The following is a 14,687-nucleotide window of genomic DNA, read 5'->3' as shown; positions in this document are numbered from 1 at the left end:
CTACAGATTCCCGGCCTTCTTCCACGCCAGATACAACGTCACCAGCTCGGCCCCCAACTCCCCGGGCCGGGCTTGCAGCACGGCCACCCCATGGGCATTCAAGCGCTCATGCAGTTCGGCTCGGGCGTTCAAATAATCCACCGTTCCGCAATAGCTCAGGGCTTCGGGCAGGGTTTGCACCGGTGTCTGGCGTAAACGGTCGAGTGCCTCTTCCCGCAGGCTCGCCACCAGAACCCGATGCCGTTGGCCCAGGCGTTTGACGGCGGTCAGCAGTTCTTCATCGTCGTCGTCCCGCAGGTTGGTCACCAGCACCACCAGGGCTCGGCGTTTCTGCCGGGCCAGCAGTTGGGTGACGGCGGCCTGGTAGTCGGCCGGGTGTTGGCTGCTGTCCAGGTCATACACGGTGTTGAGCAACACGTTGAGTTGACCGGTGCCTTTGACCGGTGCGAGGTAGCGTGGCTGTTCGCTGGCGAAGGTGCTCAGGCCCACGGCGTCGCCTTGGCGTAGCGCGGTGTAGCTGAGCAACAGGCAGGCGTTGAGGGCGTGGTCGAAGTGCGCCAGTTCGCCGTCCTGGCTGCGCATGCGTCGGCCACAATCGAGCATGAAGATGATCTGCTGGTCGCGCTCGTCCTCGTACTCCCGGGCAATCGGTGTGCGATGGCGGGCGGTGGCTTTCCAGTCGATCTGGCGCAGGCTGTCGCCCTCGCGAAATTCGCGCAGTTGATGAAATTCCTGGCCCTGGCCCCGCCGTTGGCGCTGGCGGATACCCAATTGGCTGAGCCAGTTGTCCACCGCCAGCAGTTGACCGCCGTAGAGCCTGGCGAAGTCCGGGTAGACGCGGGTGTGGTCGAGTGCGTCCAGCAGACGTTTGCCGGCCCACAGGCCCAGTGGGCTGGGCAGGCTGATTTCGCAGTGTTCAAAGCTGAAGTGACCGCGCTTGAGCGGGCGTAGGCGGTAGCCAATCTGGCTGTGTTGACCGGGTTTCAGCTCGACCGACAGGGGGAGGTTTTCGAAGTCCAGGCCGTCGGGAACATGATCGAAGATCTCAACGTTCAGCGGCTGCTCAAAGTCATGGCTGATCTGTAGTCGTATCTCACTCCAGCGACCCAATGCCAGGCTGCCGGGCATCTGCCGTTGCACCCGGGGCGAGGGCAAGCGCTTGAGGCGCACGGCATCGAGTATGGCCAGGGCCAGCAGGGCCAGCAGCAGCCCCCAGTGGATCGACAACAACATCGATGGAACCGCAAAGCCCTGCGCCCGCAACGTGCCCAGCACGATGCCGAGGGCCAGCAGAATGGCGAGCCAGGTCAGCAGCAGGCGCGAGGGTTTCATGGGGGCGTTCCCTTGGAGAGGGTATTTGCTTTGATAAAAGAGTCTGCTGCCAAGAGGTTTCCTGTGGCGAGGGAGCTTGCTCCCGCTGGACGCGTAGCGTCCCCTTGCGCTGTGCCAGGCAAAACCAGGGGGCTGCTTCGCAGCCCAGCGGGAGCAAGCTCCCTCGCCACAGAAAGCGCTCTTGCCTCAAGAAGTGCTCTTGGCACAAAAGGTGTTTTTGGCACAGGCCGCCTCCTCACAACCGCGGCGCTGGCACTTGATCGAGCAGTTGCCCCAGCACCTGATCCACCGAAAGGCCTTCGATGTCCAGCTCCGGCGCCAGCCGCACCCGGTGGCGCAGCACGGCCAGGGCGCAGCCCTTGATGTCATCCGGCACGACAAATTCGCCGCCGCGCAACAATGCCCGGGCCCGGGCGCAACGTACCAGGGCAATCGAGGCACGGGGCCCGGCGCCCAGGGTCAGTCCTGGCCAGCTGCGGGTGGTGCGGGCCAGGCGCACGGCGTAGTCGAGCACCTGATCGTCCATCGGCAGGTCACTGGCGATGCGTTGCAGCGCTTGCACGTCCTTGGCCTGCAACACCGTGCGCAACGGTTGCACATCGAGCATGTCGGCCCGGGTCGAACGGCTGACCTGACGGACCATGTTCAATTCCTGGTCGGCGTCAGGGTAGTCCATGCGTACTTTGAGCATGAAACGGTCGAGCTCGGCTTCCGGCAGCGGGTAGGTGCCTTCCTGTTCGATCGGGTTCTGGGTGGCGAGCACCATGAACGGTTGGGCGATGGGCAAGGCGCGGCCTTCGAGGGTGACCTGGCGTTCTTGCATGGCTTCGAGCAGCGCGGCCTGGGTCTTGGCCGGGGCGCGGTTGATTTCGTCGGCCAGCAGCAGGTTGGTAAACACCGGCCCCTTGCGCAGCTTGAACTGCTCGCTCTGCAAGTCGTACACCGCGTGTCCGGTGACGTCGCTGGGCATCAGGTCGGGGGTGAACTGGATGCGCGCGAATTCGCCGCCGAAACAGCGGGCCAGGGCGCGTACCAGCAGCGTCTTGCCCAATCCTGGAACTCCTTCGAGCAAGACGTGCCCACCGGCGATCAGGGCCGTGAGCACATCGTCAATTACCGCGGCCTGGCCGACCACCGCCTTGTGCAACTCGGTGCGGATGGCCTGGGCCAGTTGACTGGCGCGCTGGCGCTGTTGGGCGGCGTGGGTCTGGCCGCCGGCAGGTTCGTTCTCTTCAGTCATAAGGCATTCCTGAGGGTTTGCAGATGGGCGACTTGACGGCAGAACTCAGCGCTGGACATGCGCTGTTGCGGTCGGGGGCTTAAGGCCTGGCTGATGGCCCGCGTGGGTTGGCGGGTCAGGCGGGCGAGCACTTGCCATTGCTCGGCCACGGCCAGTTGTTCGAAACCGGGGTGCAGATGGCGTGCCCGGCGCAGCACGTCCTGTTGCAAGCTGTGCAGCAGATGTTGCCGGCCATTGTGGCGCAGATGAAAAGCGGCGCTGGCCTGCAGGTGTTCCTCCAACTGGCGCCGCGCTTTGGAGGCCGGTTGTTGCAGTGGGCCCTGACGCACCGCCGAACGCCAGAGCCAGAGGGCGATCAAGGCCAGCAGCGCCACCAAGGCCTGGGGGAAATAGCGCAGTAGCAGGGTCAGCAGGTTGTCGTGATCGATGTCGTACAGCAGCGTCACCTGCGTGTCGGCGCTCAAATACCAGAGCAGCCAGGCATTGTCGTATTGGTCGATATGGTCGTTCTTCCACAGCTCGGCGTCGGTGAGCACGGTGATCGAGCCCAGGCCGTGGTTGAGTTGCATCATGTGGGTCGCCAACGCGCTGTTGGCCCAGGCCTGGGCGAGGTTCTGCGGGTCTTCGAGGTGGAAGTCGGTGTCGAAGCCGACATACGCAGGCGCTTCTTCGTCCTCCAGGTACAGCTTGGTCAGCTTGGGGTAGCGATCCTTGATGAGTTCGGGCTCCGGCGCCTTGAGGTCCTTGCTCAGGAATTGACGCAGGCGCACACGGTCGAGCAATAAGTCGCCGCTGCTGGCGGTGCTGTTATCCCACAAGGCCTCGGCGACAAACAGCAATCGTCCACCGGCCTGGGCCCAGTTCATCAACTGGTCGACTTCCCGTGGGGTCATGTGGGTGCGTTCACCCAACAACAGCAGGCTGCGCTGATCAGGCTCAAGGTTGGGCAGGACGTCCAGGTTATTGGCGTGCTCGACGTTTATGCCCTGCCGGCGCAGGAAATGTTCGGCTGCCAGGTAGGGATTGGCCTGGGCCTCGGGGGAGGGGCCGTGATCGATGGTTTCCTGATAGGGCACCGCTTTCAGGAACAGGTAGAAGCCCAAGACGCACACCAGCGCGGCCACCCCTGCGCCGATCAACAGCCCTGCGCGGCGATTCATCGAGACACCTGCGGCCCGAACAATCCGCGCCAGTCGTCGCACAGTTGCTGTTGCAGATGGGGCGGCGGCGGGCGATGGCCGTACGCAATGTTTTGCCAGTGCTGGGTCAGGTGTTGGCTGAACGTCAGCAGGCGTTCATGCTCCAGCTGTTCGATGCGTTGCAGCACCTGGCCTTCGGTGTCGGCCGGTTTCAAGGGCATCGCAAAGTCATGATGCAAGCGGCTGAGCAAGGCCCGATACAGCAGCCCCAGCGCCTGGCGAGGGTCCGCGGCCCATAGTTGTTCAACGCTGGTGGCCACGTCGTCCGGCAAGCTCTCTTCGCGGATATCCAGGCCGAACATCTGCGCCGGCACCGGTCGTGCCACGGGTGGGCGTTTTGTCGGTCGCAGATTCACCAAGGCCCTGAGCCTTTCCCGGTAGCGCCAGGCCAGCCAGGCAATCGCCGCCACCAGGCAGGCCCACAGTACGATCTGGATCAGCGCGGCGGCGATGTCGAAGCGTTGGCCGCTCATCCATTTGAACCATGCCTTGAGCCAGCCCGGCGCTTCGTCGGTCTCGGGCGTTTCGGCGGTTTCTTCACCCAGGCGATAGCGGGTAAGCGTTTCCGGGTTCTTGAACGGCGGGGCCTGGAGGATCGCCTTGATGCTGTCCCTGGAGGCCTCGCTGGTAAGAGGTTGGTTGAGCAGCCGCGGGCTGTCGGGGGCGGTGCTGTCTTCGGCGGCCCAGGCCGGCGGTGCCAGCGGCAACAGCAGCAGTGCCAGCAACATCAGCGCGGGGACCGTGCTGCTCAGACGTTGGCGCAGGCGCCGGAATACCAGTTCGATGTCCCAGGCCTCGAGTAGGGTGCGCCGGTTCAGGTAGAGGCTGAAGCCGCAGGCGACATACACCGGCTCCCAGACGATCAGCAGCAGGGGATACAACAGGTTGATCAGGTGCTCGAGCCACAACCAGTCGTGCTCGGCGACGGCGATCAGCGTCTGCCAGTTCCATTGCAGTTCTACCTGCTGCGGCACGAGCAGGTAGAACAAGGCCATGAGGCCGAACCACAAGGCGATTTCCAGGTGGACACCGATCACGGTCAGCCATTGCGCTGCACCACGGTTGCGTTGCAGCAGCACCCGCAAGCGCTGTTCGCGCGCCTCGCCGTCGAGTCCTTCGAGTTGCACCACGGGCATCAGGAAGCTGCGGCTCAGGCTCAGCCGTCGCCAGGTCAGGCTCGCCAGCAACTGGGGTTTGAGCAGCGTAGGCCACTGGCGCACGGCCTGTTTCAACGTTGGTGTTTCGCCAAACAGCGCCTTGGAGAGGATGTACAGGGGCAAACGGTCAAAGGCCGGTTTCAACCACCAGAACAGGAACATCGCCAGGGATGGCGAATCCCACAGCAGCAGGGACAACAGGGCAAACAGCGGCAAGGTGACAACGGCCCAACTGGTCATGAGCAAACGTCGATGCTGCTGGCTCATCAGCACGCCCAGGTCCATGGCTTCCCAGGTGGTGCGCGGGCGGATGACCACGGTGGCATCACTCAGGCGCATGGCGGGCCCGTCCGGCAAACGCCAGGTAACTGATCACCAAAAGCCACAACAAGGCGCCGACCGTGTATTTGGTGGCGGCTGTCACGGCGCTGGAGGACCAGTACGCTTCGATGAACGCGGCAATCAGCAGCAACAGCATCACGCCGCCGACCATCAACACGCTTTTGCCGGCGGCGATCCGCAAGGCCTCGCCTCGAGTGAGGCGCCCCGGCGCGATCAACGCCCAGCCCAGTTGCAGGCCGGCGGCACCGGCCAACGTGATGGCGGTGAGTTCGAAGGCGCCATGGCCAATCACGAACGACCAGAATGTCCCACCCGAACCGATCTGGCTCAGGTGCCCGGCCACCGCACCAATGGTCAGGCCGTTGAAAAACAGGAAGAACGCGCTGCCCAGGCCAAACATCAAGCCACTGGCGAAGGTCTGAAAGGCGATGCCGGTGTTGTGCATGATGTAGTAGCCGAACATGACCCAGTCCTCGCTGGAGGCCCGCTCGATCGAACGCCCCAGGTGCCCGGCGGCCGGGTCGTACATGCCGCGTATCTGGCTGACTTCTTCGGCGCTCAACAGGCTGTAGACCAGTTCCGGAAACAGATAGACCAGCAGCCCGATACCGATCAGGCTGCCCATGAACATCACCCCGGCGGCCAGTACGAAACGCCATTGTTCCCGCACGAGTCGGGGGAAACCGGCCAGGATAAACGCCGAAAGGCTGGTCGATGGCCGGCTGCGGTCCCGATAGAGTTGCTGGTGGCCGCGCAGCGCCAACTGTTGCAGTGTGTCGACCAGCAGGCTGCTGTAACCGCGTGCCTGGGCCAGCGCCAGATGATGACAAAGCCTGCGGTAGGCGGCAGGAAAGTCGCCGCTTTGGGGCACGTTGCGGCTGCGCTCCAGTTGATCGAGTTGCCGGGACAGGCGGTCCCATTCCCCTTGGTGGCGGCTTTCGAACAGGCTTTGTTTCATGTTGGCCCCAGCAGGCCACGGGCGATGCCATTGAGTTCGGCCACGGCTTTGGGGGCCTGGACGTTCAGTGGCGCGGCCAGGATGGTCGCCAGTTCGTTGACCCGCGCTTCGGACAGTTCAGCCTGGCGTTCAGCGAAACCCAGCACGGCGCGTTGCTCGTTCAGGCTCAGGGCAAAAGGTGGCCGTATCGGCTGCGCCGGGGGCAGCGCGGGACGTTTGACCGGTTGCTCGCGATACACCACCAGGGTGCCGGCTGCCAGGTCTCCCAGGCGTTTGAAGGCAGGATGTTGCAGGCAACTGATTGCCCCGAACGTGTAGCCGAAGGGCAGCATGTCGACAAAACGCAGCAGGTTGCGGATCAATGAGGCGGACCAGCCGATGGGCCTGCCGTCGTCCTGCACCACTCGTAACCCCATGATCTGTTTGCCGGGGGAGCGTCCCTGGTTCAGCACCTCGAACAGCACCATGTACCACCAACTGACGACGAACAGCAGGATGGAGCCCAGGCCAATGCCCAGTTCACCAAAAAACGCCAGGATGATGAACATCAGCCCCAGGACCAGCCCGCGTATGCCCAGGTCGATGGCAAAGGCCAGCGCACGAGACATCAACCCCGCCGGGCGCAGTGGCAGGTCGATGCCTTCGGGCGTTTCAACCTGATACCGCGTATCCAGTGCCGGGGGCAGCGTCGCGTTCCTTTGCTGTGCTGGTCTCTCGAGCATGGGCAACCTGAGTGATGGGCCGGTTCGAACGTTCAATCTCGGCCCCGATGCTAGCAGTCTTCGTGCGAGCAAACGACATAACTATGTATGTCATTTCATGGCTTGCAACAGGATTCAGGCCCCGAACACAAAGTAGAACCACTGTGGGAGCGAGCCTGCTCGCGATGACGGCGGCACATCCAACATCGCCGTTTCAGGCAGACCGCTATCGCGAGCAGGCTCGCTCCCACAGTGGATTTGTGGTGGATGTGGATCTGCGAACGACTCGGAAAACTGTGGGAGCAAGGCTTGCCCGCGATGACGGCGGCACATCCAACATCACCGTTTCAGGCATACCGCTATCGCGAGCAGGCTCGCTCCCACAGGAGGGGTTCAGTGTTCACGGATCTGGTGTCTGTCTTAGCTCCCATTTGGATTTCAAAAAGTATGCAGCGCTGGCCGTGGGTGGGCTCGAAGGCCTAGACTTCGCCAGTCTTCAACCCAGGAACAACCCGTGACTTCCATCTTCTGGTACGACTACGAAACCACCGGCATCAACCCGCGTTGCGACCGACCCTTGCAGGTGGCGGGGATCCGTACCGATTTCGAACTCAATGAAATCGATGAGCCGGTGAATCTGTATTGCCGGCCCAGCGATGACATCCTGCCCCATCCGGCGGCTTGTGCGATTACCGGTATCACGCCGGCATGCCTGGCCGAAAAAGGCTTGGGCGAAGCCGATTTCATGACCCGTGTCCACACGCAACTGGCCGCGCCTGGCACCTGTGGCGCCGGTTACAACACCCTGCGCTTCGACGATGAAATGACCCGCTACAGCCTCTACCGGAATTTTTTCGATCCGTACGCGCGGGAATGGCAGGGTGGCAACAGCCGCTGGGATCTGATCGACCTGGTGCGCGCCGCGTATGCGCTGCGCCCCGAAGGCATTGTCTGGCCGCAAGAGGAGGGCCGCGTCACGCTCAAGCTCGAGCGCCTGACCGCCGCCAATGGTATCGACCACGGCCAGGCACACGATGCGTTATCGGACGTGCGCGCGACGATCGCCCTGGCCCGACTGATCCGCCAGAAACAACCCAGGCTCTACGACTGGCTGTTCCAGTTACGCAGCAAACAGAAAGTCATGGATCAGCTCCGCCTGTTGCAGCCGTTGGTGCATATTTCCGGGCGTTTCTCGGCTGCGCGGAACTATATCGGTGTTGTTTTGCCATTGGCCTGGCACCCGAAAAATCGCAATGCCCTGATTGTCTGCGACCTGCACATGGACCCCCAAGGCCTGTTCGACCACGATGCCGAAACCCTGCGTCAGCGGTTGTATACCCGCCGTGAAGAACTGCTCGAAGGTGAGTTGCCGGTGCCTCTCAAGCTCATTCATATCAACAAGTGCCCGGTGGTCGCGCCGCTGTCGGTGCTGCGTGCCGAGGACCAGCAGCGGCTGCAACTGGACATGGACGTTTACAAGGCGCGTGCGCTGCGGCTAACTGACGCACAGCAAGTTTGGCAGGACAAACTTGAGGCTATTTATGGTGGCGAGGATTTCACGGCCAGTGAGGATCCCGAGCAGCAGTTATACGCGGGCTTCATCGGCGACCGCGATCGTCGATTGTGTGAACAAGTGCGCATGGCTGATCCTGCTCAATTGGCGCAAGAGCGCTGGCCTTTTGATGATGAGCGTTTGCCGCAATTATTGTTCCGATATCGCGCGCGCAACTTCCCGGACACGTTGACCGCCGAAGAGCAGGAACACTGGAGACTTTTCTGTCAGCAACGTTTGTCCTCCCCGGAATGGGGCGCGCCTAATACCTTGCAAAGTTTTGATGAGGCGATGGGGGAATGGATGGCCGTTTCTACGCCATTGCAGCGTGAGGTTCTCGTAGAGTGGCAGGGCTACAGCCAGCAATTGCGTAAACGTTTAAGCCTTTGAGTGGTGATGATTGAAATGGGTAAATGACAGGCATGAAAAACGCCAGCAATCGCTGGCGTTGTTCTTGTTCGCTTAAAGCGGCGCGAACCGGCGAGGCTTAGCCCAGCAGGGTAGCCCAGCCTTCAACCACGTCACCGCCCCACTTGGCTTTCCACTCTTTCAGAGTCTTGTGGTTGCCACCTTTGGTTTCGATGACTTCGCCGTTGTGCGGGTTCTTGTATTGCTTAACTTTACGAGCGCGTTTGGTGCCGGTAGTTTTTACCGCGCCACGGGTTGCTTTGCCCGATTTGGCTTCTGGATCCAGCATGGCAATGATGTCACGCAGCGATTTTTGGTATTCACCCATCAGCGTGCGCAGTTTGCCTTCGAATTCCAGTTCTTTCTGCAGCTTGTCGTCTGCGGACAGGGCTTTCAGACGTTCTTGCAGTTCTTTGATTGCTTCTTCGGTGCTGCGGTATTCATTGATCAAGGACATGAGGACTACCTTATGTAGGACGCGGGTGACAAGGAGACAGTGAGGCAATAGTAATCAGACAGTTTCATCAAGTAAACATTTAACCGGTGTTTTATTTAATTAATTAGTGCGGCCTCACAAAAACGGCGTTGCAGTTAAATACTGAAACACAGTCTTCACATCGGCTCACAAATATAGCGTGTTGCCAAAGGTCCGCCCCCATTGCTGGCGGGGTACACAAATGTGCGCGGCCTGTCATCGATACTGCAGTTTTGCCGCGCAATGGCTAGAATGGCCGCCTTTGTGAAGTTCTGGAGTTCCCCTAATGCGCACTTTTCGGCTGGTGATCGCTTGCCCGGACCGCGTCGGCATCGTTGCTAAAGTCAGTAATTTTCTGGCGTCCCATAACGGTTGGATCACTGAAGCGAGCCATCACTCGGACACTCACAGTGGCTGGTTTTTCATGCGTCACGAGATTCGTGCCGACTCGCTTCCCTTCGGCATCGAAGCCTTTCGTGAGGCGTTCGCGCCGATTGCCGAAGAGTTTTCGATGGACTGGCGAATCACCGATACCGCGCAGAAAAAACGCGTGGTGCTGATGGCCAGTAAAGAGTCCCACTGTCTGGCCGATTTGCTGCACCGCTGGCACAGCGATGAGCTTGATTGCGACATTGCCTGTGTCATTTCCAACCATGACGCCTTGCGCAGCATGGTGGAGTGGCACGGTATCCCGTATTACCACGTCCCGGTCGACCCTCAGGACAAGCAGCCGGCATTTGCCGAAGTTTCGCGGCTGGTCAAGCAGCACGATGCCGAGGTGGTGGTGCTGGCCCGCTACATGCAAATCCTGCCACCAGCCCTGTGTAGCGAATACGCGCACAAGGTCATCAATATCCACCACAGTTTCCTGCCCTCGTTCGTCGGTGCCAAGCCGTATCACCAGGCCTCGATGCGTGGCGTGAAGCTGATTGGCGCCACCTGCCACTACGTGACCGAAGAGCTGGACGCGGGGCCGATCATCGAGCAGGACGTTGTGCGCGTCAGCCACAGCGACAGCATCGAAGACATGGTGCGTTTCGGCCGTGACGTGGAAAAAATGGTACTGGCGCGGGGTTTGCGTTATCACCTGGAAGACCGGGTGCTGGTGCACGGCAACAAGACCGTGGTGTTCTGACTACACTGCAAAGGGCCTGGGGGAATGATCACCAGGCCCTTTTTTCATGAGGTTCGCCATGACCGATCCGTTGGAAAAAGCTACCTCCCGAGCCCCGGCCACCTTGGGCGAGGGCTGCCTGAGCCGTTACGATCCTGAAGCGTTGAGTCCAGAAGATGGCACGGACTTTCCCGACGCGGCGCAACTGTGGAAACAAACGCACCCCGAGGACGAACAAGCGCCTACGAAGCCTGAAAGCGGTGATGTCTAAATGGAAGTCACGCCTGTCGCAGCTTGATCAGCTTCTTGATCAACGGTCGCCCGACCATCAAAAAGAACACTGGCCCACCGGCGACCAGATAAAAGTAATAAGTCACCGCTCGCCAGATCAGAATGGCTGCTGCCGCGGTGGATTTGCCCACCATGGGCGCCAGCAGCGCCGCCGAGGTCAACTCTGCCGCCCCGGCGCCGCCCGGCAGCAGGCTGAACTGCCCCGCGCTCAAGGAGAGCATCTGGATCAGGAAACTCCAGGCCCACTGCAAATCCGCCCCCAGTCCTCTCAACGCCAGATACAACACGCTGTAACGCAGGGCCCAGTGAAGGCACGTCAGGCCGAAGACCTGAAACAGGGTCTGACGGGGCAATTTCAGGGTGTCGGTAAATGCCGCCAGAAAGTGCAGGATCTTGCGTCCCCAGCGTTGGCGAGTGGCGGTTTTTACCCGCAAATGTCGCAATAACCGAGCACCCAGCAGAATCAGTTTGCGGTGGTAGCGGGCCACCAGCGCGCAGCCGAACAGTCCGCCAAACAACGAGAAGGCACTCAATGCCAGCATCCATTCGATGCTCTGGCTGAGGTTCTGGAACAAGGCATAAAACAGGATGCCGACCAAGGCGCAGAAGAAGAACAGCAGATCGCTCAACTGATCCATGGCAAACACCGCGCTGCCATGAGCCGGACGCACGCCATTGCGCGCCAGCAACGCCATCAGTGTCAGTGGCCCGCCACTGCCGCCGGGCGTTGCACACATGGCGAACTCGGTGGACATGATTACGCCAATGCTTTTCAGCCGGCCGACGCGCCCGCGGTGTTCACCCAGCAGCAAACGCAGACGTACGGAATTCAGGCCCCAGCACAGGACAATCATGCCGAGCATGGTCAGCAGCAGCGACAAGGGAAAGCGCTGCACCCGCGACCACATCTCCCCACCACCCATCAGCCACGGCACCAGTAACGCCATGAGCAAGGCGGCGCTCAGCCAGATCAGCCGTTTCATGCGGCGCTGCTGACCGGCAGGCCCTGGGTCGCCAGCCATTGGACCTTGGTCATCGGTACGCGGCCGTCGTTGAGCAGGCGTTCGAGGGTGCGCAACCAATAATCCCGGGAGAACCCATGGCGCATGTCGACGGGATGCAGGCCGAGGCGAATGACCGGTGCCTGGCGCCAGCGCTGTTCACGTTGATCATTGATGACTTTGGAAAGGCCACGGCGCCAGGCGCTGCGGGCGCTCCATACCAGTCCCGGGGCGTCGATCGGCGTGAAGTCCGGCAAGCGAAAGAGATGCTGGGGATCGCTGGTGTAACTCAGTGGCAACTGGCGCAGTGCCTGGCGCGTGCCTTCGCTCATGAGCCAGGCCGGAGCGACGAAACCCTCCAGCGGCCACTGGTAACGCTGGAAAGTTTCGACACCCGCGCGCAGGCGGGCGAGGGCGGCCTCCTCGGACAGGCTGTAGAACTCGCCTTCGTGGGTGTACACCCGGCGCATGAACCAGTCCTTGGGACGAGTCGCCGGCGGACCGTCGTCGCAATGGTAATAGCCGTGCAGCACCAGTTCATCGCCGCGCTCGACCCGACCGTCGAGCAGGCGCCGAAAACCTGGGTGATCCTCCAGCGCGTTGGCGTGGTGAAAGTCCGGCACCACCAGCCAGGTCATTGGCACCTGGCCGAGGGCATCGACGGCTTCGACGAAGGGCTGGTAGTCGGGCCAGGTTTGCGGCGCCACGTCGTGCAGCACCAATAGCAGGCTGGGCGAGTGATTCATCGACACGGACTTCACCTCAACCATTGGCCAACAGGGGCAGTTGTTCACCCAGTACGCTGTGGTAATGCCCCAACAGGCTGTTGACCACCGAGTCCCAGGCGTAGTGACGCTCCACATGCTGGCGTGCCAGCACACCGCGTCGCTGGCAGCCGTCGGCAAACAGTTGCCGTACGGCGTTGGCCATGGCCTGTGGATTATTGGGCGTGCACAGCAGGCCACAGTCTTCGTGGACGATTTCGGTGAAGGCCCCGGCTGCCACCGCCACCACGGGGATGCCGCTGGCCATGGCTTCGAGAATCACCAGACCGAAGGTTTCCTGGTCGCCGGCATGCACCAATGCATCGGCACTGGCCATGAGCCGGGCGACTTGCGCTGCCGGACAGAATTCATCGACCACCGTAACGTTATCCGGCACCACCGCGGGCATGGACGAGCCCACCAACAGCAGGTGATAGCGTTCACCCAGGCGTTTCATGCATTTGAGCAGCACCGGCAGGTTTTTTTCCCTGGAACCGCGACCGGCGAAAATCAGTAGGTGCGTGTCTTCGGCGATCCCCAGCTCAGCTCGCAGTTCCGGGTCGCGGGCGGTGGGGTTGAAGGTTTGCAGGTCCACGCCCAAAGGTTGCACGTAGACATTCTTGACCCCCAGCCCGATCAATTTGTCGGCCATGACTTGGCTCGGCGCCAGGACCCGGTCGAAATTGCTGTACAACTTGCTGACATAGGCTTCGATGTTGGGCGTGAACCAGTTGCCCATGCGGTTGCTGACCAGCAGCGGCAGGTCGGAGTGATAGAACCCGATCACCGGTACATCGAGCTGGCGCCGGGCATCCAGGGCGGCCCATGCGGTCAGGTAGGGATCGCCGACTTCAATCAGATCCGGTTGTAAATCACGCAGGACATTGCGCCAAGGCGCCAGGCGAAGCGGGAAGCGATAGCCCTTGCCGAAAGGTAGCGCGGGGGCCGGAACCTTATAAATCCCGTCGTGTTCGCTCAGATGCGCGCCGGGGATCAACAGACTGTGGCGAATTCCGGGCCGATCACTCAGGCGCCGGTGCTTGGCATCCAGATAAGTGCGCACGCCGCCGCTGGCGGGGGCGTAGAACATGGTTATGTCCGCTATGTGCACGATGAACATCCCTCCGGTCTGTATTCTCCTTTGTTGACCTTTAGTAAGAATAGATGTTCGGTTGGGGTTATGTGCGGCGGGATGTCGGTCAGCAGTGGGTTGTTTGAGAGGGGCCTATCGCGCGAACAGGCTCGCTCCCACCGTGGATCTGTGTTGTGCACAAAACCCTGTGGGAGCGAGCCTGCTCGCGATGGCGTCAGATACGGAAACTGCCCACCAATTGCTTCAACCGCGCCGCCTGCTGCTCAAGGTCTGAACAGGCTCGCAATGTCGATTGCAGGTTCTCCACACCTTCCTGGTTCAGGGTGTTGATCTCGGTGATGTCCACATTGATGGATTCCACCACCGCCGTCTGCTCCTCAGTGGCGGTGGCCACTGACTGGTTCATGCCGTCGATTTCGCCGATACGCTGGGTCACGCTGTTCAGGCGCTCGCCGGCCAGGTTGGCGATTTCCACGCTTTCCTGGCTGTGGCGCTGGCTGTCGTTCATGGTCGTGACCGAATCCCGGGCGCCGACCTGCAACTCCTCAATCATGGTCTGCACCTGTTGCGCCGATTCCTGGGTACGGTGGGCCAGGTTGCGCACTTCATCGGCTACCACGGCAAACCCGCGCCCGGCCTCACCGGCCCGGGCCGCCTCGATCGCGGCATTGAGAGCCAGCAGGTTGGTTTGCTGGGAAATGCTGGTGATCACTTCCAGGATCTGACCGATGTTCACGGTTTTGCTGTTCAGCGATTCAACGTTGCTGCTCGAAGTACTCAGCAAGTCGGACAAGCGATTCATCGCGGCAATGCTGCGATCCACCACCTGTTGGCCGTCCTCGGCCAGGCCTCGAGCGTCACTGGCCTGATGGGAGGCTTGCGCTGCATTGCGGGCGATTTCCTGGGCGGCGGCGCCCAATTGATTGATGGCCGCAGCGACACTGTTGGTGCGGCTGGCCTGCTCGTCGGAATTGACCATCGAGGAGTTCGAGGCGCTCACCACCCGCAAGGCGACTTCGTTGACGTGTTCGGTGGCGGAGGACACTTCGCGGATCGAGGT

General features: G+C 61.4%; 14 protein-coding genes. 3 read left to right on the top strand and 11 right to left on the bottom strand.

What is annotated here, in order from left to right; all coding sequences use genetic code 11:
* From MA884_RS15710 to MA884_RS15685, 6 genes are all read right to left on the bottom strand, one after another.
* Positions 1–1,332, bottom strand: a complete 1,332-nt coding sequence (locus MA884_RS15710) for a DUF58 domain-containing protein (RefSeq protein ID WP_256231374.1) — start codon at positions 1,330–1,332, stop codon at positions 1–3.
* A 235-nt stretch (positions 1,333–1,567) separates the two neighbouring features.
* The gene (locus tag MA884_RS15705) at positions 1,568–2,572 is read right to left on the bottom strand and encodes a MoxR family ATPase (protein WP_256231373.1); all 1,005 of its coding nucleotides are present in this window, start codon (positions 2,570–2,572) and stop codon (positions 1,568–1,570) included.
* Positions 2,569–3,732: a DUF4350 domain-containing protein gene (locus MA884_RS15700; protein ID WP_256231372.1), complete on the bottom strand. Its 1,164-nt coding sequence runs from the start codon at positions 3,730–3,732 to the stop codon at positions 2,569–2,571. The genes MA884_RS15705 and MA884_RS15700 overlap by 4 nt, the downstream gene beginning before the upstream one ends.
* A complete protein-coding gene (locus tag MA884_RS15695; RefSeq protein ID WP_256231371.1) occupies positions 3,729–5,267 on the bottom strand; it encodes a DUF4129 domain-containing protein in 1,539 nt (512 codons plus the stop codon). The genes MA884_RS15700 and MA884_RS15695 overlap by 4 nt, the downstream gene beginning before the upstream one ends.
* The gene (locus MA884_RS15690; RefSeq protein ID WP_256231370.1) at positions 5,254–6,228 is read right to left on the bottom strand and encodes a stage II sporulation protein M; all 975 of its coding nucleotides are present in this window, start codon (positions 6,226–6,228) and stop codon (positions 5,254–5,256) included. The genes MA884_RS15695 and MA884_RS15690 overlap by 14 nt, the downstream gene beginning before the upstream one ends.
* Positions 6,225–6,950: an RDD family protein gene (locus MA884_RS15685; RefSeq protein ID WP_256231369.1), complete on the bottom strand. Its 726-nt coding sequence runs from the start codon at positions 6,948–6,950 to the stop codon at positions 6,225–6,227. The genes MA884_RS15690 and MA884_RS15685 overlap by 4 nt, the downstream gene beginning before the upstream one ends.
* 493 nt (positions 6,951–7,443) lie before the next feature.
* On the opposite strand from MA884_RS15685, the gene sbcB reads away from it, so the two are divergent.
* Complete coding sequence (gene sbcB / locus MA884_RS15680) at positions 7,444–8,871, top strand: exodeoxyribonuclease I (protein ID WP_256231368.1); 1,428 nt, start codon at positions 7,444–7,446, stop codon at positions 8,869–8,871.
* A 97-nt stretch (positions 8,872–8,968) separates the two neighbouring features.
* On the opposite strand, the gene mvaT is transcribed toward sbcB, so the two are convergent.
* Positions 8,969–9,346 carry a histone-like nucleoid-structuring protein MvaT gene (gene mvaT, locus MA884_RS15675; RefSeq protein WP_256231367.1) on the bottom strand — a complete coding sequence of 126 codons (378 nt, stop codon included), beginning with the start codon at positions 9,344–9,346 and terminating at the stop codon, positions 8,969–8,971.
* A gap of 304 nt (positions 9,347–9,650) precedes the next feature.
* On the opposite strand from mvaT, the gene purU reads away from it, so the two are divergent.
* Both purU and MA884_RS15665 read left to right on the top strand, forming a co-directional pair.
* Positions 9,651–10,499, top strand: a complete 849-nt coding sequence (purU, locus tag MA884_RS15670) for a formyltetrahydrofolate deformylase (protein WP_256231366.1) — start codon at positions 9,651–9,653, stop codon at positions 10,497–10,499.
* A gap of 58 nt (positions 10,500–10,557) precedes the next feature.
* Positions 10,558–10,749, top strand: coding sequence for a hypothetical protein (locus MA884_RS15665; RefSeq protein WP_256231365.1), 192 nt, complete (start codon positions 10,558–10,560; stop codon positions 10,747–10,749).
* A 7-nt stretch (positions 10,750–10,756) separates the two neighbouring features.
* Here the strand turns inward: MA884_RS15665 and MA884_RS15660 are convergent, their stop codons facing one another.
* The 4 genes from MA884_RS15660 to MA884_RS28060 form a co-directional block, all read right to left on the bottom strand.
* Entirely contained in the window at positions 10,757–11,752 is a 996-nt protein-coding gene (locus MA884_RS15660) for a lysylphosphatidylglycerol synthase transmembrane domain-containing protein (RefSeq protein ID WP_256231364.1), read from the bottom strand.
* On the bottom strand, positions 11,749–12,516 hold the full coding sequence (locus MA884_RS15655; protein WP_256231383.1) for a DUF2334 domain-containing protein: 768 nt from the start codon (positions 12,514–12,516) through the stop codon (positions 11,749–11,751). The genes MA884_RS15660 and MA884_RS15655 overlap by 4 nt, the downstream gene beginning before the upstream one ends.
* A gap of 16 nt (positions 12,517–12,532) precedes the next feature.
* The gene (locus tag MA884_RS15650; protein WP_256231363.1) at positions 12,533–13,654 is read right to left on the bottom strand and encodes a glycosyltransferase family 1 protein; all 1,122 of its coding nucleotides are present in this window, start codon (positions 13,652–13,654) and stop codon (positions 12,533–12,535) included.
* Between the two features lie 187 nt (positions 13,655–13,841).
* Entirely contained in the window at positions 13,842–14,606 is a 765-nt protein-coding gene (locus tag MA884_RS28060) for a methyl-accepting chemotaxis protein (protein WP_371134783.1), read from the bottom strand.
* Positions 14,607–14,687 lie beyond the last annotated feature (81 nt).

The organism is Pseudomonas sp. Q11 (genome assembly GCF_024494355.1).
Classification (GTDB): domain Bacteria; phylum Pseudomonadota; class Gammaproteobacteria; order Pseudomonadales; family Pseudomonadaceae; genus Aquipseudomonas; species Aquipseudomonas hefeiensis.
This window is presented reverse-complemented; position numbering and strand designations above follow the sequence as displayed.

Excerpts from the sequence above, each read along its gene's own strand:
- MA884_RS15710 (WP_256231374.1), bottom strand. The coding sequence starts at position 1,332 with ATGAAACCCTCGCGCCTGCTGCTGACCTGGCTCGCCATTCTGCTGGCC.
- MA884_RS15705 (WP_256231373.1), bottom strand. The coding sequence starts at position 2,572 with ATGACTGAAGAGAACGAACCTGCCGGCGGCCAGACCCACGCCGCCCAA.
- MA884_RS15700 (WP_256231372.1), bottom strand. The coding sequence starts at position 3,732 with ATGAATCGCCGCGCAGGGCTGTTGATCGGCGCAGGGGTGGCCGCGCTG.
- MA884_RS15695 (WP_256231371.1), bottom strand. The coding sequence starts at position 5,267 with ATGCGCCTGAGTGATGCCACCGTGGTCATCCGCCCGCGCACCACCTGG.
- MA884_RS15690 (WP_256231370.1), bottom strand. The coding sequence starts at position 6,228 with ATGAAACAAAGCCTGTTCGAAAGCCGCCACCAAGGGGAATGGGACCGC.
- MA884_RS15685 (WP_256231369.1), bottom strand. The coding sequence starts at position 6,950 with ATGCTCGAGAGACCAGCACAGCAAAGGAACGCGACGCTGCCCCCGGCA.
- mvaT (WP_256231367.1), bottom strand. The coding sequence starts at position 9,346 with ATGTCCTTGATCAATGAATACCGCAGCACCGAAGAAGCAATCAAAGAA.
- purU (WP_256231366.1), top strand. The coding sequence starts at position 9,651 with ATGCGCACTTTTCGGCTGGTGATCGCTTGCCCGGACCGCGTCGGCATC.
- MA884_RS15665 (WP_256231365.1), top strand. The coding sequence starts at position 10,558 with ATGACCGATCCGTTGGAAAAAGCTACCTCCCGAGCCCCGGCCACCTTG.
- MA884_RS15660 (WP_256231364.1), bottom strand. The coding sequence starts at position 11,752 with ATGAAACGGCTGATCTGGCTGAGCGCCGCCTTGCTCATGGCGTTACTG.
- MA884_RS15655 (WP_256231383.1), bottom strand. The coding sequence starts at position 12,516 with ATGAATCACTCGCCCAGCCTGCTATTGGTGCTGCACGACGTGGCGCCG.
- MA884_RS15650 (WP_256231363.1), bottom strand. The coding sequence starts at position 13,654 with ATGTTCATCGTGCACATAGCGGACATAACCATGTTCTACGCCCCCGCC.
- MA884_RS28060 (WP_371134783.1), bottom strand. The coding sequence starts at position 14,606 with ATGGTCAATTCCGACGAGCAGGCCAGCCGCACCAACAGTGTCGCTGCG.